General features: G+C 63.8%; 17 protein-coding genes and 1 tRNA gene. 10 read left to right on the top strand and 8 right to left on the bottom strand.

Features of this window, described 5'->3' with window-relative positions; translation table 11 throughout:
* Window positions 1-50 precede the first annotated feature (50 nt).
* The 3 genes from GSQ92_RS28055 to lipB form a co-directional block, all read right to left on the bottom strand.
* Complete coding sequence (locus tag GSQ92_RS28055) at window positions 51-737, bottom strand: adenylate kinase (protein WP_158806450.1); 687 nt, start codon at window positions 735-737, stop codon at window positions 51-53.
* Window positions 734-2,083: a preprotein translocase subunit SecY gene (gene secY, locus GSQ92_RS28050; protein WP_158806452.1), complete on the bottom strand. Its 1,350-nt coding sequence runs from the start codon at window positions 2,081-2,083 to the stop codon at window positions 734-736. Before secY ends, GSQ92_RS28055 begins: the two co-directional genes overlap by 4 nt.
* A gap of 76 nt (window positions 2,084-2,159) precedes the next feature.
* Window positions 2,160-2,891: a lipoyl(octanoyl) transferase LipB gene (gene lipB / locus GSQ92_RS28045; protein ID WP_158806454.1), complete on the bottom strand. Its 732-nt coding sequence runs from the start codon at window positions 2,889-2,891 to the stop codon at window positions 2,160-2,162.
* A 24-nt stretch (window positions 2,892-2,915) separates the two neighbouring features.
* Between lipB and GSQ92_RS28040 the strand changes: the two genes are divergently transcribed.
* From GSQ92_RS28040 to pgmG, 4 genes are all read left to right on the top strand, one after another.
* Window positions 2,916-3,001 (top strand) — tRNA-Leu (locus GSQ92_RS28040).
* 134 nt (window positions 3,002-3,135) lie between these two features.
* Window positions 3,136-5,406, top strand: coding sequence for an NADP-dependent malic enzyme (locus GSQ92_RS28035; RefSeq protein WP_158806456.1), 2,271 nt, complete (start codon window positions 3,136-3,138; stop codon window positions 5,404-5,406).
* A gap of 155 nt (window positions 5,407-5,561) precedes the next feature.
* A complete protein-coding gene (gene galU / locus GSQ92_RS28030) occupies window positions 5,562-6,437 on the top strand; it encodes a UTP--glucose-1-phosphate uridylyltransferase GalU (RefSeq protein WP_158806458.1) in 876 nt (291 codons plus the stop codon).
* A gap of 21 nt (window positions 6,438-6,458) precedes the next feature.
* Window positions 6,459-7,874 carry a phosphoglucomutase/phosphomannomutase PgmG gene (gene pgmG, locus GSQ92_RS28025; RefSeq protein ID WP_158806460.1) on the top strand — a complete coding sequence of 472 codons (1,416 nt, stop codon included), beginning with the start codon at window positions 6,459-6,461 and terminating at the stop codon, window positions 7,872-7,874.
* A gap of 143 nt (window positions 7,875-8,017) precedes the next feature.
* Here pgmG and GSQ92_RS28020 read toward each other — a convergent pair whose 3' ends face one another.
* A complete protein-coding gene (locus GSQ92_RS28020) occupies window positions 8,018-9,490 on the bottom strand; it encodes an NADP-dependent isocitrate dehydrogenase (RefSeq protein ID WP_158806462.1) in 1,473 nt (490 codons plus the stop codon).
* Window positions 9,491-9,684: 194 nt separating this feature from the next.
* Here GSQ92_RS28020 and GSQ92_RS28015 point away from each other — a divergent pair, with 194 nt between their 5' ends.
* Genes GSQ92_RS28015 through GSQ92_RS27995 form a run of 5 tightly spaced genes read left to right on the top strand, consistent with a single transcriptional unit; the run spans window position 9,685 to window position 14,334 of the window.
* Complete coding sequence (locus GSQ92_RS28015; RefSeq protein WP_254065969.1) at window positions 9,685-11,400, top strand: methyltransferase domain-containing protein; 1,716 nt, start codon at window positions 9,685-9,687, stop codon at window positions 11,398-11,400.
* Window positions 11,401-11,446: 46 nt separating this feature from the next.
* Window positions 11,447-12,160 (top strand): ABC transporter ATP-binding protein, encoded by a 714-nt coding sequence (locus GSQ92_RS28010; protein WP_254065987.1) that lies wholly within the window; start codon window positions 11,447-11,449, stop codon window positions 12,158-12,160.
* Window positions 12,157-12,921 (top strand): ABC transporter permease, encoded by a 765-nt coding sequence (locus tag GSQ92_RS28005; protein WP_158806468.1) that lies wholly within the window; start codon window positions 12,157-12,159, stop codon window positions 12,919-12,921. Before GSQ92_RS28010 ends, GSQ92_RS28005 begins: the two co-directional genes overlap by 4 nt.
* Before the next feature lie 28 nt (window positions 12,922-12,949).
* On the top strand, window positions 12,950-13,804 hold the full coding sequence (locus tag GSQ92_RS28000) for an MOSC domain-containing protein (RefSeq protein ID WP_158806469.1): 855 nt from the start codon (window positions 12,950-12,952) through the stop codon (window positions 13,802-13,804).
* Window positions 13,801-14,334 carry an ankyrin repeat domain-containing protein gene (locus GSQ92_RS27995; protein ID WP_254065970.1) on the top strand — a complete coding sequence of 178 codons (534 nt, stop codon included), beginning with the start codon at window positions 13,801-13,803 and terminating at the stop codon, window positions 14,332-14,334. The genes GSQ92_RS28000 and GSQ92_RS27995 overlap by 4 nt, the downstream gene beginning before the upstream one ends.
* Before the next feature lie 6 nt (window positions 14,335-14,340).
* Here GSQ92_RS27995 and folE read toward each other — a convergent pair whose 3' ends face one another.
* The 3 genes from folE to GSQ92_RS27980 form a co-directional block, all read right to left on the bottom strand.
* Window positions 14,341-14,967, bottom strand: a complete 627-nt coding sequence (gene folE, locus GSQ92_RS27990; protein ID WP_158806471.1) for a GTP cyclohydrolase I FolE — start codon at window positions 14,965-14,967, stop codon at window positions 14,341-14,343.
* Between the two features lie 67 nt (window positions 14,968-15,034).
* Window positions 15,035-16,504, bottom strand: coding sequence for a glycosyltransferase family 39 protein (locus GSQ92_RS27985; protein ID WP_158806479.1), 1,470 nt, complete (start codon window positions 16,502-16,504; stop codon window positions 15,035-15,037).
* Window positions 16,505-16,541: 37 nt separating this feature from the next.
* Window positions 16,542-16,760 carry an NYN domain-containing protein gene (locus GSQ92_RS27980; protein WP_158806481.1) on the bottom strand — a complete coding sequence of 73 codons (219 nt, stop codon included), beginning with the start codon at window positions 16,758-16,760 and terminating at the stop codon, window positions 16,542-16,544.
* Window positions 16,761-17,693: 933 nt separating this feature from the next.
* Between GSQ92_RS27980 and GSQ92_RS27975 the strand changes: the two genes are divergently transcribed.
* A complete protein-coding gene (locus GSQ92_RS27975; protein ID WP_158806483.1) occupies window positions 17,694-19,142 on the top strand; it encodes a L,D-transpeptidase family protein in 1,449 nt (482 codons plus the stop codon).
* A gap of 253 nt (window positions 19,143-19,395) precedes the next feature.
* On the opposite strand, the gene GSQ92_RS27970 is transcribed toward GSQ92_RS27975, so the two are convergent.
* Window positions 19,396-21,192 (bottom strand): IlvD/Edd family dehydratase, encoded by a 1,797-nt coding sequence (locus GSQ92_RS27970; RefSeq protein WP_158806485.1) that lies wholly within the window; start codon window positions 21,190-21,192, stop codon window positions 19,396-19,398.
* Between the last annotated feature and the right edge of the window lie 82 nt (window positions 21,193-21,274).

Here is a 21,274-nt window from a genome sequence, read left to right as displayed (position 1 = left end):
GCCGAGCGGCGGAATATATCGCCGGGGGTCAGAGAGTCAATCGCGCCTGATCAACTCTGCGTGAGCGCATGGGAGGGTTCGACGCTGGGCAGGGTCTCGAGCGTCGCCTCTATGGTCGCGGCAACCTCGGAGATATCGGCCAAACCATCGACAATCCGCAGGCGGTCCCGGGCCTCGTAATAGGGCAGGAGCGGCGCCGTCTGACGGTTGTAAGCCTCCAGCCGTGCGGCCACGACTTCCCGCCGGTCATCGGGCCGCCGGATAAAGACGTGGTTGCCGCAGATGTCGCAGGTCTCCGCCACTTTCGGGAGGCGGAACTCATCGTGGTAGCTGGCGCCGCAATTTGCGCAGCTGAAGCGGCCGGCAATGCGTTCCACCAGCACCGCATCATTCACGCGCAGTTCGATCACCCCGTCGATGCCGGTGCCGCTGTGAGCGAGCATTTCGTCCAGCGCCTCGGCCTGGGGCACGGTGCGGGGGAAGCCGTCGAGGATGAAGCCGTTCCGGCAGTCCTCATGCCGGATGCGATGTTCCAGCATGGCGATGATCATCTCATCCGGCACCAGGCGGCCGCTCTCCATGATGCTTTTGGCGCGCAGCCCGATCTCGGTACCCCCCGAGACTTCGGCGCGCAGCATGTCGCCGGTCGAGATTTGGGCGAGCCCATGGCGTAGCTGCAGGCCCTTTGCCTGGGTGCCTTTTCCGGCGCCCGGCGGCCCGAGCAGGATGATCTTCACCGTCCCCTCCCTCGCCCCCGGCCCCGCTTGATGAGGCCATCATATTGATGGGCGAGGAGATGGGACTGGATTTGCGTCACCGTGTCCATAGTGACCGACACGATGATGAGCAGGCTCGTGCCACCGAAGTAGAAGGGTAGGCTGTAATGCCCGATTAAGAACTCGGGCACGAGACAGACTACCACCAGATAGAGGGCACCGATCGTCGTCAGACGCGTCAGGATGCGGTCGAAATAGCTCGCGGTATTGGCGCCCGGCCGGATGCCCGGAATGAATCCGCCCTGCTTTTTGAGATTTGTCGCGGTCTCCTCCGGATTGAACACAACCGCGGTGTAGAAATAGGAGAAGAAGATAATCAGCGCCGCGTAGAGGATCATATAGACGGGCTGCCCGTGGCCGAGGGAGCCGGCAAGCCATCGCACCCAGGCGGGGCCGGTTCCGGTGATATGCGAGAAGCCGATGATCGTCGCCGGGATCAGCAGGATCGAGCTGGCGAAGATCGGCGGGATGACGCCCGAGGTATTGATCTTGAGCGGCATGTGGCTGGAGTCGCCGCCATACATCCGCTGTCCGACCTGGCGTTTGGGATACTGGATGACGATGCGCCGCTGCGCCCGCTCCATGAACACCACGAAGCCGATGATCAATACGGCGCCCAGAACGAAGAGCAGTACGAAGATCGGCGATAGGGCACCGGTCTTGCCGAGTTCCAGGAGGTTGGCGAAAGCGCGCGGCAGATTGGCCACGATGCCGGCGAAAATGATGAGGCTCGCGCCGTTGCCGACTCCTCGGGCGGTGATCTGCTCGCCGATCCACATCAGGAACATGGTGCCGCCGACCAGCGTGACGACGCAGGTGAAGCGGAAGAACATGCCGGGGTCGATCACCGCCGGTCCCAGCGAGCCTCGCATCGATTCGAGGCCGACGGCGATGCCGTAGGACTGGAAGATCGCGATGATCGCCGTGAGGTATCGCGTGTACTGGTTCAGCCGGCGCCGCCCGCTGTCGCCTTCCTTCTTCAACGCCTCAAGCGATGGGATGGCCGAGGACATCAGCTGAATGATGATGCTGGCGCTGATGTAGGGCATGATGTTGAGCGCGAAAACGGTCATGCGCCCCAAAGCGCCGCCCGAGAACATGTCGAACATGCCGAGAATGCCGCCGCCGGTGCGGGTCATGAGCTGGCTCATGACCGCGGGATCGACCCCTGGAACCGGAATGTAGGTTCCGATCCGGAAGACGATGAGCGCCCCCAGGGTGAACCAAATCCGTTTCTTGAGCTCGGTCGCCTTGGCGAAGGTGCCGAAGTTTAAGTTAGCCGCAAGCTGCTCGGCCGCCGAGGCCATGCCACGTCCCCATCCTTGACGGAGGCGCCAGTCCGATCGATCGCACGATCCTCCCGACGCCCCCTAGAAACCCGTTTTAGCCCGCAGCCAAGGCCGCGCCGAAAACACGCGGCCAACTCCCCGCCAGCGCGGCGTCGAGTTCAGCCATGCCCACGGGTATGCCCAGGGCATGCAGGCTTGTTACCCCATACTCGCGGATGCCGCAGGGAACAATGCCCGAGAAGTGGTCCAGCTGTGGGTCGAGATTAATCGAGATCCCATGCAGCGTGACCCAGCGGGTGACGCGCACGCCGATGGCGGCGATCTTGGCTTCGGTGCCCGCCGCGCGGTCGGCGACCCAGATGCCGACGCGGCCCTGCCGCCGCTCGCCACGGATGTTGAAGCGGTCGAGGGTGAGGATGAGCCATTCCTCCAACGCATGGACGTAAGCGTGGAGGTCACGCGGCGGAACGCTGCCATGAGGCCGGTCGAGGTCGAGCATGAGGTAGGCGACCCGCTGGCCAGGGCCGTGATAGGTCCATTTGCCACCGCGGCGGGAGGCGAAAGTCGGGAAGCGGCTCGCATCCGCCAAATCCTCGGGGCGCGCCGAACTGCCGCCTGTGTAGAGCGGCGGATGCTCCACGAACCAGGCGAGCTCCTCGGCTTCGCCGGCCCGAATAGCGCGGGCGCGCTCTTCCATCCGCGCGACGGCCTCAGGATAGGGGACGTAGCCGTCAGCGATTTCCCAGCGCAGCGCCGGGGGCGGCGCAGCCACGCGGAATAGGGGCGATGGCGCGGGCGGAAGGGCGATTGAAGCCTGATCGATCATTCGCTATACCCCGGCGCCCACGATGCGGTCGTGGCGGAATGGTAGACGCGCAAGCTTGAGGTGCTTGTGGGGGAAACCCTGTGGAAGTTCGAGTCTTCTCGACCGCACCATCTTTATCCGTGTTCCCTTGATGAAGCCTCGGCGCGGCGTGCCGGGGTGCATTGCGCCCCCTGGCCTCGCTTGATCTTATAGGGCGTGCGAGGTGCCGAGCGACAAGAGCGGCAAGCCTCCGGGGGAAACGCAAATGGACGACAATCTCCGCAAGGCCGCGCTCGATTATCATCGCTATCCGCGCCCCGGGAAGCTCGCGATCGAGCCGACCAAGCGCATGGCGACGCAGCGCGATCTGGCACTCGCCTATTCCCCGGGAGTCGCCGCCGCCTGCCAGGCGATCGTCGCGGATCCTACCGCCGCGAAGCTCTATACGGCGCGGGGCAATCTGGTCGCCGTCATCTCCAACGGCACCGCCGTGCTCGGCCTCGGCAATATCGGCGCGCTTGCGTCCAAGCCGGTGATGGAGGGCAAGGCGGTTCTGTTCAAGAAGTTCGCCGGCATCGATGTTTTCGACATCGAGGTCGATGCGGCGGACCCCGATCGCTTCATCGACGTAGTGGCGGCGCTGGAGCCGACCTTCGGCGCGATCAACCTCGAAGACATCAAGGCGCCGGAGTGCTTCAGGATCGAGGCCGAGCTGCGCGCCCGGATGAACATTCCGGTTTTCCATGACGACCAGCATGGCACGGCGATCACCGTCGCGGCTGCGGTGACGAATGGCCTCAAGCTCCAGGGCAAGACGCTGGAGGAGGTCAAGCTGGTGAGTTCCGGCGCCGGCGCCGCCGCGCTGGCTTGCGTCGATCTTCTGGTTGTCATGGGATTGAAGGTCGAGAACGTCTTCCTTACCGATGTCGACGGCGTGGTGCATCGCGGGCGCAATGGCATGGGGCCTAACCTCGCGCGCTACGCCAAGGATACCGAGGCGCGGACGCTGGAAGAGGTGCTGGACGGCGCCGATATCTTCCTCGGTCTTTCCGCACCGCGCGTGTTGAAGCGCGAATGGCTGAGCAAGCTGGCGCCCCGGCCAGTGATCATGGCGCTGGCCAATCCCGAGCCCGAGATTTTACCGGAATATGTGCGGGAGGACCGGCCCGACGCGATCATCGCCACCGGCCGCAGCGACTACCCGAACCAGGTCAACAACGTCCTGTGTTTCCCCTTCATCTTCCGCGGTGCCCTCGATTCGGGAGCGACGACGATCAATGAGGAGATGAAGCAGGCGGCGGTGGAGGCGCTGGCGGGGCTCGCGAGAATGGAGGCGAGCGAGGCAGTGGTCGCGGCCTATGGCGGTTCGGCGCCGCTGTTCGGGCCGGAATACATCATCCCGAAGCCCTTCGATCCGCGATTGATCCTGGAGATCGCACCGGCCGTCGCCCGTGCCGCCAAGGCGAGCGGGGTAGCGACCGCGCCGATCGAGGATTTCGTTCAGTATAAGAGAGAGCTGGAGCGGTTCAGTTATCGCTCGGGCCAGCTTATGCGCCCGGTCTTCCAGGCGGCGCAGAAGTCGCTCTGCCGCATCGTCTATGGCGCCGGCGAGGATGAGCGGGTGCTGCGGGCGGTACAGTCCGTTGTTGATGACGGCATCGGCAGCCCGATCCTGATCGGTTCGCGCGAGCGGATCGAGCTGAAGGTCCGAGAGATGGGGTTGCGGCTGGATCTCGATGGGCCTGTCCGGGTGCTCGACCCCGTGCTGGATCACGAGGTCTTCGACCCGCTGCTGCGGAAATATCAGATCCTTGCCGGCCGGCGTGGCGTGCAGCCCGATGCCGCCGCGATCAGGCTGCGCAGCCACAGCACCATCGCGGCGTCGCTCATGGTTTCGGAGGGGCTCGCCGATGCGGCGCTGTGCGGCGGCTACGGCGATTGGTGGCGGCATTTGCAATACGCGCTGCCGATCATTCCGCTGCGCCCCGGCTGCAAGCGGATCTATGCGTTGAGCGCGGTTATCCTGCAGGAGGGGCCGTTGTTCTTCTGCGACACGCATATGAACGTCGATCCGACGATGGAGCAGATCGCGGAGATGACGGAACTGGCGGCGGAGGCGGTTGCGGCCTTCGGCCTCACGCCCAAGGTGGCGCTGCTGTCCCACTCCTCCTTCGGGTCGAGCAACACGGATACCGCGCGGAAGATGCGGCGGGCGCTGCCGCTGATCCGGGCGCGCGTGCCCGATCTGGAAGTTGATGGCGAAATGCAGGCGGATGCCGCGCTCGCCGAAGCGACTCGCGAACGGGCGGTGCCGGACAGCAGTTTGACGGGCACCGCGAACCTGCTGATCTTCCCGACGCTGGACGCCGCGAATATCACCTTCAACCTGATCAAGGCGGCGGGGAACGGGTTGCAGGTCGGGCCGATGCTGCTGGGGCCGGCTAAGCCCATCCACATTCTGGTGCCGACGGCGACGGCGCGGGCCATCCTCAACATCAGCGCGGTGGCGGCCGCGGACGCCAATTCACGAAAGTGAGAGGCGGTGACTGGTAATGGGCTCCACTCCACCTCTACTACTTTTGCATGATGCCCGGTCTTGCCGGGGCGCCCAGCGCATGCCACTCATCATGTTGCCGCCTTAGGCGTGGCGGACATGTTCTCATTTGATCCCCGTAGACCTTGAGGTTCGCCATGCCCATTAAGCCGTTGCGGAAAGCGGTGCTCCCTGTCGCGGGGCTCGGCACGCGCTTTCTGCCTGCAACTAAAGCGATGCCGAAGGAAATGCTGACGGTCGTCGATCGTCCGCTCATCCAATATGCGGTAGATGAGGCGCGCGCCGCCGGGATCGATCTGTTCTGTATGGTGACGGGGCGCGGCAAGACCGCCCTGATCGACCATTTCGATGTCTCTTACGAATTGGAGGCGACGCTCAAGGCGCGCAACAAGACCGAGGCTCTCGCGGGACTTGAGGCAATGCGGCTATCGCCCGGCGCGATCACCACAGTGCGGCAGCAGGAACCGCTGGGCCTCGGCCATGCGATCTGGTGCGCCCGGACCTTTATCGGCGACGACCCCTTCGTGATCCTGCTGCCCGATGATCTCGTGCTTGCGGAAACCTCCTGCACCGAGCAGCTCGCCCGCGCCTATCGCGAGACCGAGGGAAGCGTGGTGGCGGTGATCGAGGTGCCGCCCGACCAGACCAACAAATACGGCATTCTCGATATCGGTAGCGATGACGGCAGGCTGGTCGAGGTCAAGGGCCTCGTGGAGAAGCCGAAGCCGGAAGACGCGCCGTCGAACCTGTCGATCATCGGCCGCTACGTGCTGTTGCCTGAGGTCATTGGGCATCTCTCCAAGATGGAGCGTGGCGCTGGCAACGAGGTGCAGTTGACCGATGCGATGGCTAAGATGATCGGCGGCTCGCCGTTCCATGGGCTGAGACTGGAAGGGCGGCGCTTCGATTGCGGTGACAAGGTGGGCTTTCTGGAAGCGCAGCTTGCATTCGCGCTTTCCCGCCCAGATCTGGCCGATGACGTGCGCGCCTTCCTCAAGAACTACACGTCATAAAAAAATCAAGGGGAACTCGTCATGGCCGCCGGATTCTCGCACCGCTTCGATCCGACATCTCTTCGCGAATACGACATCCGTGGTGTCGTCGGCAAAACCCTGAAGCCGGCGGATGGCTTCGCGATCGGACGAACTTTCGGCAGCCTCATTGCCCGCAAGGGCGGCTCGATCGTGGCGGTCGGCTATGACGGACGCACCCACTCGCCAGAGCTTGAGGCGGCGCTGGTCGACGGTCTCAAGGCTTCCGGCATCAATGTGATGCGCGTGGGCCTCGGCCCGACGCCGCTGCTCTATTTCGCCGCTTTCACGCGCGGGACGGATGGGGCGGTGATGGTGACCGGCAGCCACAACCCGCCGGAATATAACGGCTTCAAGATGATGATCGGCAAGAAGCCCTTCTTCGGCAAGGACATCCTCGAACTCGGTCGCCTCGCCGCGGCCGGCGATGTGGTGGCGGAGGGCGCCGGGAAGGCCGAGACGGTCGATCTGCAGGCCGATTACGTGGCGCGTGTGGCGAAGGACTGGGATGGCGGCGAGCGGAAACTCAAGGTCGTCTGGGACAACGGTAATGGCGCCGCGGGCGTGGTTCTGCAGGAACTCATCAAGCACCTGCCGGGCGAGCACAAAATCCTCTTCGCCGAGATCGACGGGCATTTTCCGAACCATCACCCCGATCCCACGGTGCCGAAGAACCTCGAAGCGCTGATCGCGGCGGTGCGCGGCAGCAAGGCTGATCTGGGCATCGCCTTCGATGGCGATGCGGACAGGATCGGCGCGGTGGACGGCAATGGCAATGTGCTGTTTGGCGACCAGTTGCTTGTGATCCTGGCGCGCGATGTGCTGCGCGAGAAGCCTGGCTCGATCATCATCTCGGACGTCAAGGCGAGCCAGGTGCTGTTCGACGAGATCGAGAAGGCGGGTGGCAAGGCGCTGATGTGGAAGACGGGGCATAGCCTGATCAAGGCGAAGATGGCTGAGACGGGCTCGCCGCTGGCGGCAGAGATGTCGGGGCATGTCTTCTTCGCCGACAAATGGTACGGCTTCGATGACGCGCTTTATGCCGGCGTTCGGTTGCTCGGCATTGTCGCGCGGTCGAAGGACAGCCTCGCGGCGATCCATGATGCGCTGCCGCGGGTAGTGAATACGCCCGAGTTGCGGTTTGATTGCGATGACGAGCGCAAATTCGTGGTGATCGAGGAGGTCGCGGCGCGGCTACGGCAGAAGGGCGCGGCATTATCGGACACGGATGGCGTGCGGGTGAAGACGGCTGACGGCTGGTGGCTGTTGCGGGCTTCCAACACGCAATCGGTTCTGGTGGCGCGCGCCGAGGCCAAGGACGATGCGGGGCTGGAGCGGCTGAAGTCGGATCTGGTGGAGCAGCTCGAGGGTTCGGGTATTGCGGCACCGGATTTCGAGGCGGCGTCCTCCGGGCATTAGGGCGTGACGTCTCTGGTCTGAACCCTGCTCATTCTACCACGTCATCCTCGGCGAAGGCCGAGGATCCACGCCTTCGCTTGCGTGACGAAGGTAAGGCGTGGATGGCACGCCTTCGCGTGCCATGACGGACTTTGGCTCGCGCCTCAGTTTTCACCCTGTGCCCTCGTGTACCCGTCCGCGCCGTCGAAGCGTTGCAGCTTTTCGACATGCATCCAGTGGTGGTGAGCGCTGATCCGGCCCATCAGGGACGCGATGTCGGAGGGTTTGCCCTCCGAGGGCACGTCCAGCATGAAGCGGCAGCGGAAGATGTCGACCAGGAAGGGCTTGCCGGTGCGCGCCGGCCATACCTGGGCACCGCGGTTCTCGATCATCGTCAGGCTGAATTCGGTGCCCTCGGCGGCTGCCTGAAGGGATTGCGCCAGAGCATCCGGCCGCTGCTCGGTCTCGATGAAGACGTCGAGGCCCATCATCTCGCGATGGGCTGAGGGGTGGTGCCAGACGACATCCGGCCAGACCGGCATTTTGAGCGGCTGATACTGGCGCGAAGCCTCGCTGCTGTCGCGGCCGAGATTGGCGATGATCTGATCGGTGAAGGCGGTGGTGCCGACGCCCTGGCCCTTCGCCGCGATATCTCCCGTAAGATTGCGGCCTTCTTCCAGCGTCACCAGAACTGCCTGCTCGACCTTCTCCGCGGCCGCGAAATCGCCGATGTGCCGGAGGAGCATGACGGCGGAGAGCAGGAGCGCGGTTGGATTGGCGAGATCCTTCCCCGCGATCTGCGGCGCCGAGCCATGCACCGCCTCGAACATCGCGGCATTGTCGCCGATATTGGAGGAGGGGGCGACGCCCAGGCCGCCCACCAGGCCGGCGGCGAGGTCGCTGATGATGTCGCCGTTCATGTTGGTGGTCACGATCACGTCGAACTGCTCGGGCGCGATGACAAGCTGGTGGGCGCAGTTGTCGATGATGATGTGGGAGGCGGCGATATCGGGATATTCGGGCGCCACGCGCTCGAAGACCCGCTTCATCATGCCCTCGGTCATCTTCATGATATTGGCCTTGGTCGCGCAGGCGAGCTTCTTGCGCCCCTCGGCCTGGGTCAGCGCGAAGGCGAGGCGGATGATGCGCTCGCAGCCCGGCTCGGTGATGAGCTTGAGGCATTGGGCGGCGCCGGCGCTCTGCATATGCTCGATGCCGGTATAGAGGTCCTCGACGTTCTCCCGCACGATCACGAGGTCGATGCCACGGCCCGAGAAGGGGGTGCGGATGCCGGGCAGTTCCCGCACCGGGCGGATATTGCCGTAGAGCTCAAAAAACTTGCGGAGGGTGACGTTGGCGGATTTCTCGCCGAAGCCGACCGGCGTTTCCAGCGGTCCCTTCAGGGCGAGGCCGGTGCGGGCGATGGAATCCAAGGTCTCCTGCGGGCAGCCCGAGGCGATGCCGCGGCGGAAGACGGCGGCGCCGGCCTCGGCATCTTCCCAGGCGATTTTGGCGCTAGCGGCGGCGAGAATGCGCTGGACCGCTTGCATCACCTCCGGCCCGATCCCATCCCCGGCGATGGCGGTGACCGTGGTCGTTCGCGAGGAGACGTGGGAAGCGGTGGGCGTTACATCCATCGGAAATCTCTTCGGTCTATTGATCGGGGGTTCTTGCGCGCGGCTGCGTCAGACTGCCTAGCAGCCGCAGGCTGTTCCTCCCATGCGAGCTGGGCATGCGCGGGAGCACGCAGGGGAGGAGGAATGACGTCGCGATACCGCTGCGGCGGGAGATCGCCTATAGGGGCGCCTGTGCGAGGGAAGGACGTTGCGACTTGGGACTGACTCAAGAGGCCGCTGAGACCGCGGTGTCTCGTTACCCGGACAACCTCAACCCCGATCTCCTCGACCGCATCCCTTTGGATGCCGATACCGTTCTGGATGTCGGCTGCCATACCGGCTTACTCGGCGGCGTCTATCGCCTCCGCAATCCGCGCGCCCGCGTCTTCGGCATCGACACCGACGCGTCGGCCTTGGCGCTCGCGGCGACCCGTCTGACCGAGGTCGCGTTGCTCGACGTTGAGGCGGGGCCGCCGCCCTTCGCCGCGCCGGACGGCTATGACTGCATCATCTATGGCGACGTGCTGGAGCATCTGCGCGACCCCTGGCGGGTGCTGCGCGAACATGTGGCGCTGCTCAGCCCGCGTGGCGTCGTGCTGATCTGCGTGCCGAACGTCTCGCATTGGAGCGTTACGCGGAGGCTAATCGACGGCAGCTTTGCCTATGAGGAGCAGGGGTTGCTGGATCGCACCCATCTGCGCTGGTTCACCTTCGAATCCATGCAGCGTGCCTTGACCGAGACCGGACTTGCGCTTTGCGACGTGCGGCCACGCATCTTCGATCGCGAGGCGGCGGAGCGTTTCGCCGATGTGATGGCGCCCGCGCTGGCGGCTTGTGGTGTCGATCGCGAGAGCTACATCTCCCGCGCGGCACCGATGCAATATGTCTGGCGCGCCCGGCGCACGCCGGCCCGCACCTTCGCCGTGCGCGGGACCATGCTCAAGCCTTATGGCGGCGTCAGTGACATCCGCGTCCTCAATCCGATGCGGGCCTTGCACACGGATCCCTCGGTTGCTGTTCAGGTCGGCGAGGTGGGCGAGTTTCCTCCCGCGACCGATCAGCTTCCCGCCATCTGTGTATTGCACCGGCCATTGCTGGTTGGTGAGCCGGGCCTCGCGGTGTTCCGCTACCTGCTTCAGCGCGGCTACCTGATCGTGACGGAATTCGACGACCGGCCGGATTTTCTGCCCGAATTGCTCGACGAGCGTTTGCTCAACTTCCGTGCGGCTCATGCGGTGCAGACGACGACGGCCGAGCTGGCGGCGACGCTGAGTTCGCAAAATCCGGAGATCGCCGTTTTCCCGAATGGTGTTTCGCAGCTTTGGCCGCTCTCCAATTTTCAGTCGGAGGATCACGTCACGCTGTTCTTCGGCGCGATCAATCGCCGGCTGGATTGGGAGCAGTTCATGCCGGTGCTGAACGCGGTGGCCGAGACGATGGGCGATCGGCTGCGATTCAGTGTACTGCACGATCGCGAGTTCTTCGATGCCTTGCAGACTCTGCATAAAAGCTTTGCGCCGACCAGCGATTATCAGACCTATCTGACGCTCCTCGGCCAGGCTGAAATCAGCTTCATGCCGCTGCGCGACACACCCTTCAATCGCGCGAAATCGGATCTGAAATTCATCGAGGCGGGAGCGGCCCGCGTGGCGGCCTTGGCAAGTCCGACCGTCTATGAAGGTTCGATCCGGGATGGCGAGACCGGCCTGCTGTTCCGATCCCCGGAGGAGCTGCACGAGCGGCTGACGCGGCTGGTCATGGCGCCCGCTTATGCGCGTGGTTTGGCGGAAACGGCGCGAGTCTGGGTCGCCGAATCACGCATGGATGCCTATCAGGTGCGCGACCGCGTGCGCTGGTACCGCAGCCTGCTCGATCGGCGCGATGAACTCACGCGGGCGCTCTTCGAGCGAGTGCCGGAATTGGCGCCCTGAAGCACCCGTCGGATCCCGGGGGAATCTTGTGACAGTCCCCGGCTTGATGCTGCAGCGTCTGACACTCTGGTACGGCGCCCAGCCATTATTCGAGGATTTGTCCCTGGTGGTGCCCGGGGGACAATTCGTCGCCTTGCTGGGTCCCAGCGGCGTGGGCAAGACCAGCCTCCTGAAGATTGCCGCAGGTCTTCTGATGCCGAAATCCGGCAGCGTTCAAGCGAGCGACGGGCGGCCGCTCGCGGGCCGGATCGCCTATATGGGCCAGCAGGACCTGCTGTTTCCCTGGCTCGACGTGATCGGCAATGTGATGCTGGGCAGCCGGCTACGGCGGCAACGCCCGGACCCGGCGCGGGCGATGGATTTGCTTGATCGTGTCGGGCTGGCCGGGCGCGCGGCAGCGCTGCCGGCCGAGCTATCCGGCGGCATGCGCCAGCGCGCGGCCTTGGCGCGGACGCTCTATGAGGACCGGCCGATCGTGCTGATGGACGAGCCCTTCTCCGCGCTGGATACCATCACCCGCGCCCGCGTGCAGGAATTGGCGGCCGAATTGCTGCGGGGTCGCACCGCGCTCCTCATCACCCATGACCCGCTGGAGGCCTGCCGGATAAGCCACCACCTAATCGTTTTGTCGGGGCATCCCGCGCGCCTCGGAGTGCCGATCGCGGTGCCGGGCGAGGCACCGAGGCCGCCGGATGATCCGGGGTTGTTGCGGACGCAGGGCGAACTCATGCGCCTGCTGACGGCGGGCGACGACGAATGAGACATGCGGGGGCGGCACTGCGCCCGATCGTCACGCTATTCGGGTTGCTCCTGGTCTGGTGGTGCGCGACGCGGCTTTTCGCCGTGCCATCCTTCATGCTGCCGGATCCCTGGGGCGTCGCCCAGGCCCTGGTTAGCCAACGGACGATCCTGTTCTGGAGCACGCTCACGACGCTCAGCGAGATCGTGCTCGGCCTTCTCCTGGGCACCGTGCTGGGGGCGGGCCTCGCGCTGCTCCTGGTGTTTTCGCAACGGCTTCAGCGATGGTTGATGCCGTTATTGTTGATCAGCCAGGCAATTCCGGTCTTTGCCTTGGCGCCGTTGCTCGTTCTCTGGTTCGGCTTCGGCATGAGCTCCAAGGTCGTGATGGCGGTGTTGGTGATCTTCTTCCCGATCACCGCTGCTTTCTATGACGGGTTGCGGCGCACCGATATCGGCTGGCTGGAGCTCGCTCGGACGATGGACGCCTCGCCCTGGGCGATCTTGCGGCATGTCCGGCTGATGGCGGCGCTTCCCGCTTTCGGCGCCGGCTTGCGGGTCGCCGCGGCGGTGGCGCCGATCGGCGCGATCATCGGCGAATGGGTCGGAGCTTCCGCGGGCCTTGGGTATGTGATGATGAACGCCAATGCGCGGATCCAGACCAACGTCATGTTCGCCGCCCTGTTCGTGTTATCGGTTGTCGCAATCATCCTGTGGGTGATCGTGGACCGGCTGCTCAAGCGTCTGCTCTATTGGGCACCCGACACCGCCGCGCCGCGCTGATCTCAGGCGGAGAATAAGGAGAAGGAGCTTGTCCGAAACCGAGCACCACGTCGCATCCGCGCATATCTACCCGGTCAAGGCCCTTCGCGGCCTGGAGAGGGCGGAGGTGGAAGTCGCCCGCTGGGGCTTTGTGCATGACCGCCGCTGGATGGTGGTACGGCCCGATGGCGCCTTGCTGACCCAACGCGAATACCCGGTGATGGCGACGATTGTGGCTGAGATTTACGGCGAGCGACTGGCCCTGACGCGGAAGGGCGTGCGCTCGATCCATCTCGCGCCACCGGAGGCCGATGCCGAGCGGCGGGTCGTTCGGGTCTGGAAGGACCACGTCCCGGCCCTCGATGCCGGACCGTTGGCAGCGTCCTGGCTGAGCGATGCGCTGGGGGCTGAATGCGGTCTGGTCTATCTCGACGATGTGAATGCCCGTCCCGCCGACCAGGCTTTCGCTCGGCCGGAGGATAGGACCGCCTTTACCGATGGGTTCCCGGTTCTTCTCACCAATACGGGCTCTCTAGCCGCGCTCAACAGCCTCTTGCGGACACCCGTCCCGATGAACCGGTTCCGTCCCGGCATCGTCGTCGATGGCCCGGCGGCCTGGGCCGAGGATGAGTGGCGACGGATCCGGATTGGTGACGTGGTCTTCCGCGTGGCGTCGCCTTGCGCGCGATGCGTGGTGGTGACCATCGACCAGATGACGGGCGAGCGCCCGCACAAGACCGAGCCGCTGCGCACCCTCGGCCGCATCCGCCGTACCCAGGGCGGCGCGATGTTCGGGCAGAACCTCATCCCCGAAAACGCCGGGACCATCACGCAAGGCGATCGGGTTGAGGTTCTTGAGATGGGCGAGAGCAATGTGCGCCTGCTCGTAGGGGCGACGCCTTGACGGATAGCGGCGCTGGGCCGACGGGCAGCAGTCTTACCCAGGAGCAAATCGAGCTGCTCTACTACGGCGCCATGCGCGAGGGGCGGGTTGAGCTGTTGGCCGAGTTCCTGCGGCAGGGGGTAGATCCCAACCGGCTGGATGCGCGTGGTTTTCCGCCGGTGATTATCGCCTCCTACAACGGGCAGGCGGAGGCCGTGGCGCTGTTGCTGCAGGCCGGGGCGGGCGTGGATGCACGGGATGCGAAAGGCAGCACAGCCCTTGGCGGGGTCGCCTTCAAGGACGAGCAGAGGATCGCGCGGCAGTTGATCGCTGCCGGTGCCGAGGTGGACGCGCCCAATGATATGGGGCGGACCCCCCTCATGTTCGCGGTCATGTTCGGGCGGCAAGCCATGGTTGAGCTTCTGCTCGAGGCGGGCGCTGATCCGCAGCGCCGCGATGTCGAGGGATATTCCGCGATCGATCTCGCCGCGGGCCAGGCTGATCCGGCGATCTTCGATCGGCTCAGCCGCGCCCCAGCGTCTTCGCGGTGACGTTCCTTACGCGTTGCTGGAGTTCAGGCCGGGCCGCTGCACCATGGCGAGGAATTCCGCCCTCGTCGCCGGATTGGTGCGAAACGCGCCCAGCATGCGGCTCGTGATCAGGCTCGTGCCAGGCTTGTGCACGCCGCGAGTCGTCATGCATTGATGCGTCGCCTCAATCACCACCGCGACGCCGAGCGGCTGCAATACCTCGGCAATCGTATTGGCGATCTGCGCCGTCATCTTCTCCTGTATTTGCAGGCGTCTGGCATAGGCATCGACCACTCGCGCGAGCTTGCTGATGCCCACCACGCGGTGATGCGGCAGGTAAGCGACATGGGCACGTCCGATGATCGGTGCCATGTGGTGCTCGCAGCAACTCTCGAAACGAATGTCGCGGAGCAAGACGATTTCATCGTAGCCGTCGGTTTCCTCGAAGGTTCGCTGCAATAGCGCTATCGGGTCGATAGCGTAACCTTTGAAGTATTCTTCATAGGCTCGGGTGACGCGCGCCGGAGTGTCCAGCAACCCTTCCCGGACTGGATCTTCGCCCGCCCAACGCAGTAATGTCCGCACCGCTTCCTCGGCTTCTTCCCGCGAGGGGCGCGTCAGGTGCTCGCCCTGCTTCGTCTGGTGCGTGTCCAAGGCTCAACTCCGACTATCCATCGCAGGATATGACTCATCTCTGCGAGAGTTTGCAACGTATGGGCGATTAATGGTGGCTGACTGCCGACCACCCGTGGAAATTCTCGCCGAGCACAACCGATACCTGCATCAGCGGATAGCCCGCGAAAGTCACCTCAACGGGTGGCAGAACGGAGAGCCGCGTGAAGTAAGGCCGAAGTCTAGCGACGATTTCCTCGGGCGCAACACGCGGAACGAGGACCAATATAGGATGTCCCTCGAAGGCCGCCGCAGGGGTCGTGATGCCGTTTTCGCGGGTGTCGTCTGCAAGAACGATCACGGGTACCTTGCCGCCGAGGGCGTAGTCGACCTTCCCCGCGTCATTCCAACGAGTGACGCCGATAGCCAGACCTGGTCGGGAGAGCAGACCGCGCGATGCCAGGGCCGGGCGCAGGCCTGTCCAGTCGACGCCACCCTCGATGTCGCGCGCCTTGGCCAATACCTGCGGGCCGAGCAGGGCAGCCACCCAATTGAAGCGCATCTCAGTGCCCGCCAAAAACACGCCGAGCAGGATGAACGCGGCAGTGCCGGTGACAACGCGGCGGAGACGCGGCGCGCCGAGGGCAATCCTGCGGCTGACCTCCGCGCCGAGCAACGGAAATAGCATCAGCGTGCCTGGTGCCGACCAGTGGTACAGGATGTGGCCGGATGACCAGATCGAGACCACCGCGAAAAGCAGGATCGGCACCGCCGCCATCAGCGCGAGGAACCATCCTTTCGGTTCCGTGGGGCCTCGGCGCAGGGCTCTCAGCCAGAGGAGAATGAGCGGCAGCCAGATCCAGGGGAGGACAAAAAGCGCCTCACCACCCCAGACGGCCAAAGGCGCAAAGGGCTGGAAGCGCAGGCCATCCGCGCGATTGCCCTGGAAGGCGATCGAAGCCCAGCCGTGGCGCGCATTCCAGATGACGACCGGCGTGAAAAGCAGGACTGCGAGCGCGCCGGCGACCCAGGGCTGGGGCCGGGCCAGCCAGCGGCGGGCAGTCGGCGTGGTGGCGAGGAAGGCCGGCAAGCCGATCAGCACGAGCGCGCCGTTGTATTTGGACAGCATGACGAGGCCGGCGCAGGCGCCAGTGGCGAGCCACCATGGCCAGGATGGCGAAGGTTTATCGTCGAGCCGGATGGCTTTGACGGCGCAGATGGCAAAGCCGAGGAGCGCGCAGTCGAGCGGCCCGTCCGGCAGCACCCAGCCGCCTGCGGTGACCGTATAGACGGGCGAGAGGTTGAGGAGGAGGGCGGCCCAAAACCCGGCGCGCTGATCGTCGAAGAGAAGAGTCGTCAGCCGCGCCATCAGGAAGGTGGAGACGGCGAAGAGGAGGATGAAGGGCAGCCGGACGACGAGGGGGGCCTGGCTGCCGGTCAGCGCCATCGCGGCGTGGGTGAGCCACCACGAGATCGGCGGGTGATCGTAATAGGACAGCGCCAGATGCCGGCTGGCCGCGACCATATAGGTTTCGTCGATGCCAAGCCCGAGCGCCCAGCCCATGGCGAGACGGACCAAGGTGGCAGCAAGGATGAGGAGGAGGAGCGAGCGGCCCTCAGTTCTGTAACGGCCAGAGAATTTTGCGTTTGTAATCGGTCTGCTCAAGAAGCTCGGGTGCCGGTCGATTGTCGGGAAAGACGATTAGCACGATCTGAATGCCGGACTTGCGGCGATGCTTCATGGCTGGGATACAATCAGTATCGCCGGTGACAAGAATGATTCGGGCACAGAGCCTTTTATCCGAGTCGGCTGCAATATCTAGTCCGATACGCATATCGACGCCTATTGCCCGAAGTCAGGCGCGGACCGTCGTCAGTTAAGATTGTCGACGAGATAGGAATTTTCTTTAGGTTAAGTCCGAGGAATTTAAACACGCCTTGACGGATTGCGAAGAGCTCCCGTCTCGCAAGATCTCGAAGCCAGTCATCGGAGCCGCTGAATCGCTTGATTCCGCCTGACGCAGGCACCTGGCCGTTCCGGTGTGAGGTGCGCAGTCGGAATAGAGAATCCGAATGAGCGCTTCCTGCGTCGGCTTGATGCGACCATGAGCAACGGACTCTACATAACTTAGACTTTATAGATTCCGCACGGCGGGCCAGGACTCTAAGAGCCTGTCTCTGGATAATGTCGGGTTGACTCTCGCAGTGCACCAAGGGCGGCTGTTGGTGGCAAGCGGCATGTCGGCTCTTAAGTATAGCCAATCTCGAAGCCGTCATTCGCCAGGACGTCAGCGACTTTTGCTGAAACCAAATTTGGGCATCAAAAAAGGCCCAAGGATACCGGCAGCCGAGACGGTGAGGCTCGTCTCGCTTAGACCCCCGATGCGATCGCCCCCAAGGTGAAAGTCTTCACCTTGGGGAGCAGACGAATATCAGAGAGAATCGTGCTTCAGTTCGATGGCCTGATCAGCCTCTGGCAGGCGGGACGGGCGTTGGTGCAGGTGCCGGAGGAGCCGCTTCAACCGGGGCTGGAGCAGGTTCGGGCGGCGGGGGCGGCGGCTTCGAGGCACAGGCCGCGAGGGCAATTATCGGGATCGCGGCGGCGACCGCTGCGGCATGACGCCACAGCCTAAACTTATCCACTGCTTTCTCGGAAAGGGCCGACATCGTCTTACTCCTTCATTGAACGGCGTAGACAAGACAGATTTTAAAGAGAATTCTTCCTAAAGAGTCAAATGTGTCGTTGCATAGGTAGGGGTAAGCTCGAATTGGTTGTCCAAGAATTATTGCCTTCGGTTCGAGCCAAGGCTTCGCAAAGCCTTGCGGTCGGAAGCACTATTCTAGCGCTCGCCGTTGTCTGCATGCTTTCCGGTTGCGGCACTAGCGTGACGCCTGGTTCTGGCGGTCTCGCTTCCGGCTCTGATACCGCGTCAGAGCTAGGGGCGCGCTCCGACACCGAGCTTGGCAACAAGCTCAACGGCCAGCATCAGTTAATTGTCGCTAACACTAGTTTGAATGTGGGATTGCTCCAACAGTTCTATGCTCGCCACAATTTCCAACCTGTCTGGGAGAATCACCAGGCTCAGGCCAATGCACTCATCGACGCCATTATGGGTGCTGGCGATCAGGGTCTGAACCCCGACTGGTTCCATGCAAAGCTACTGCGACAAAATTCGAATCTGTCGTCGATCGATCGAGACTTACTGCTCTCGGACGCTTTTCTCTCTTACGCCGACGCACTGGCCCGCGGAGTAGTGCCTCCTGAACGCCGTGGCGACGATGAGGTTCTGAAACCAGAGCCAATCGATGTAGCAGCCGCGGTCGATAACACTCTTACTCGCCCTGACCCTGCAGCGGCAATTGATGCATTGGCGCCGACCACGCCAACCTATACCGCATTGCTTCAAGCATTGAAGACGGAGCAATTCCGGAATGGTGTCCATGGGAGCCGCCTGCACACGATTGTGGTGAACCTGGAGCGCCAACGCTGGTTGCCCCGATCGCTTCCTGCGGATCGCGTGTGGGTCAATGTAGCCGATGAGCAACTGGTTTTTTATAGCGCTGACAATCCAGTTTTCTCGACGCGCGTGGTTGTCGGAGAAGACATAAAAATCAATCAGAGTCCCGAGTTCAGCACCAAGATTGATGCTGCTTACTATAACCCTCCATGGGTGATCCCAAGTGACATCGCTGCGAAGGAGATCTTGCCTAAGGCCAAGCTCGATCCAAACTATCTCGTGGCGAACAATATGGTCGCACTCCCAGGTGGCGAAGTGGAGCAACTTCCCGGCCCTGACGCGGGCCTTGGGTTCCTCATGTTCGACATGCCAAATCACTTTGACGTTTATCTGCACGATACCCCAGATCGCGACATCTTCAGCCGGGCCAACCGCCGCCTGAGCCACGGATGTATCCGGGTGCAAAACCCCCGGGAATTGGCCGCCCTATTAATGAACCAACCGACGAGCGAGATTGATGCCGGTATAGAGAAAGGCGGCACAACTCGAAACGATCTGCCCGTGCCGGTTCCTGTCTTCGTGGTCTACGAAACCGCTTTCGTCGATACTCACGGTGTGCTGCAATTTCGGCCAGACTTTTATCAGAGAGACGCCGCGATCTGGAACCAAATGCAGATGAGCCCTTCGGGTCAAGCAACGGGAACGCGGCCGACGCTGACTGGCGCGCTGCGCGACGGCAGCTCTGCTCACCTGACTTGAGGCAGATGATCGATGTCCGCTTTAGGGACGTCGGGTGCTAGCCTTCAAACATCTTGCAAGGGTCGAACGCGGTCATTCGGACATCATTCAGAGACAGACTCTAAGATGGCCGCCGTCGATCATCACGACTGTACCCGGCGGATAAAAACCCCGGGCGTTTCAGCGCCCAGGCTGAGATGTCGCAGCCCGCCTAAGGCGTAGCGGGTAAGCCCAACCTTGACGATTCCCACACGAAATCGTCTAGGCGAATGGGTCAGTGATTGTTCCGCGATTCTCCGCGCGTCTCGATGATGTTGAGATAGCGTGTGGCGGGTTCCAGGCAGGAGCCAGTGCCCATCTGGCCGACCATGCTGCGAAAGATCTCCTCCCACGGCGTCTTGTTCTCGAGCTTGGGCGGGACCCAGGCGGCACGCCGCGCCGCCAGCTCGGCGTCGGGGATCAGCACATCCACGCGGCGGGCGTTGAGGTCGATGCGGATCGGGTCGCCATCCTTCAGCAGCGCGAGCCCGCCGCCGATTGCCGCCTCGGGTGAGATGTTGAGGATCGAGGGGCTGCCGGAAGTGCCGGATTGCCGCCCGTCGCCCATTGTCGGCAAGGCGTTGACGCCGCGCTTCAGCATCACCGCCGGGGGCTGCATATTCACCACCTCGGCGCTGCCCGGATAGCCGACCGGGCCGACGTTGCGGATGATGAGAACCGAATCCTCGGTGACGCCGAGATCGGCCTGTTCGATCCGCGCGTGGTAATCCTCAGGCCCCTCGAAGATGACGGCCTTGCCGAGGAACACGTTGGGGTGCTCGGGGTCGCTCAGGAAACGTTCGCGGAACTCGATGTCGATGACGCTGGTCTTCATCACCGCCGTCTCGAACAAATTGCCGGAAAGCACGACATAGCCGGCCTCCTCGCGCAGCGGCTCGGCATAGGAGCGGATGACCTCGCGGTCGCCATCCGGCACGCCGATGAGGTTCTCGGCGATGGTCTTGCCGGTGACGGTCATGGCGGTGCCGTCGATTTTCCCGGCGGCCAGCAGCTCCTTCATCACGGCGGGCACGCCGCCCGCGCGGTGGAAGGATTCGCCGAGGTAGCGGCCGGCGGGCTGCATATCGACCAGCAGCGGAATTTCCGGCCCCAGGCGCTGCCAGTCATCCAGGCTGTGATCGACGCCCATGTGGCGGGCGATGGCGACCATGCTGATCGGGCAGTTGGAGGAAGCACCCAGCGCGGCGGCGGCCACCACCGCATTGCCGAAGGCGGCCTTGGTCATGATGTCGGAGGGGCGCAAATTCTCATGCACCATGGCGACGATCCGCCGCCCGGTTTCGTAAGCGATCTGGCCCCGCTCCCGATACGGCGCCGGGATGGCGGCGCAGCCGGGAAGCGACATGCCGAGAGCCTCGGCCAGGCCGTTCATCGAGCTGGCGGTGCCCATGGTGTTGCAGTGGCCGGCGGAGGGGGCGGAGGCCGCCACCATCTGCATGAATTCCTCGTATTCGATCTCGCCCTCGGCCAGCAGCTTGCGGGCATGCCAGACGACGGTGCCGGAGCCGGCGAGCTTGCCCTTGAACCAGCCGTCCAGCATCGGCCCGCCCGAGAGCACGATGGCGGGGATGTTCACGGTGGCGGCGCCCATCAGGCAGGCGGGCGTGGTCTTGTCGCAGCCGGTGGTGAGCACCACGCCGTCCAGCGGGTAGCCGTGCAGGATCTCGACGAGCGAGAGATAGGCGAGGTTGCGGTCCAGCGCGGCGGTGGGGCGCTTGCCGGTTTCCTGAATCGGGTGGCAGGGAAATTCGAGCGGCACGCCGCCCATCTCGCGGATACCGTCCCGCACGCGGCTCGCCAGTTCCAAGTGGTGGCGATTGCAAGGCGAGAGGTCCGAGCCGGTCTGAGCGATGCCGATTATGGGGCGGCCGGTTTGCAGTTCGGCGCGGGTGAGGCCGAAGTTCATGTAGCGTTCGAGGTAGAGGGCCGTCATCGCGGGGTCGGAGGGCGTGTCGAACCAGCGGCGGCTGCGAAGGCGCTTCGGCCCGTCTTGATTGTCGTTATGTGCCATGTTTTCCCCCTGCGCGACGCGCGTCGCAGGCTGCGCGAGGGGTGCCCAGGTGTCAACCGAACCGCCTGTGCTAGAAGACCCG

The organism is Acidisoma sp. S159, from assembly GCF_009766125.1.
Taxonomy (GTDB): domain Bacteria; phylum Pseudomonadota; class Alphaproteobacteria; order Acetobacterales; family Acetobacteraceae; genus Acidisoma.
Note: the sequence above shows the minus strand (reverse complement) of the source record. Positions and strands in the feature narration are given on the sequence as shown.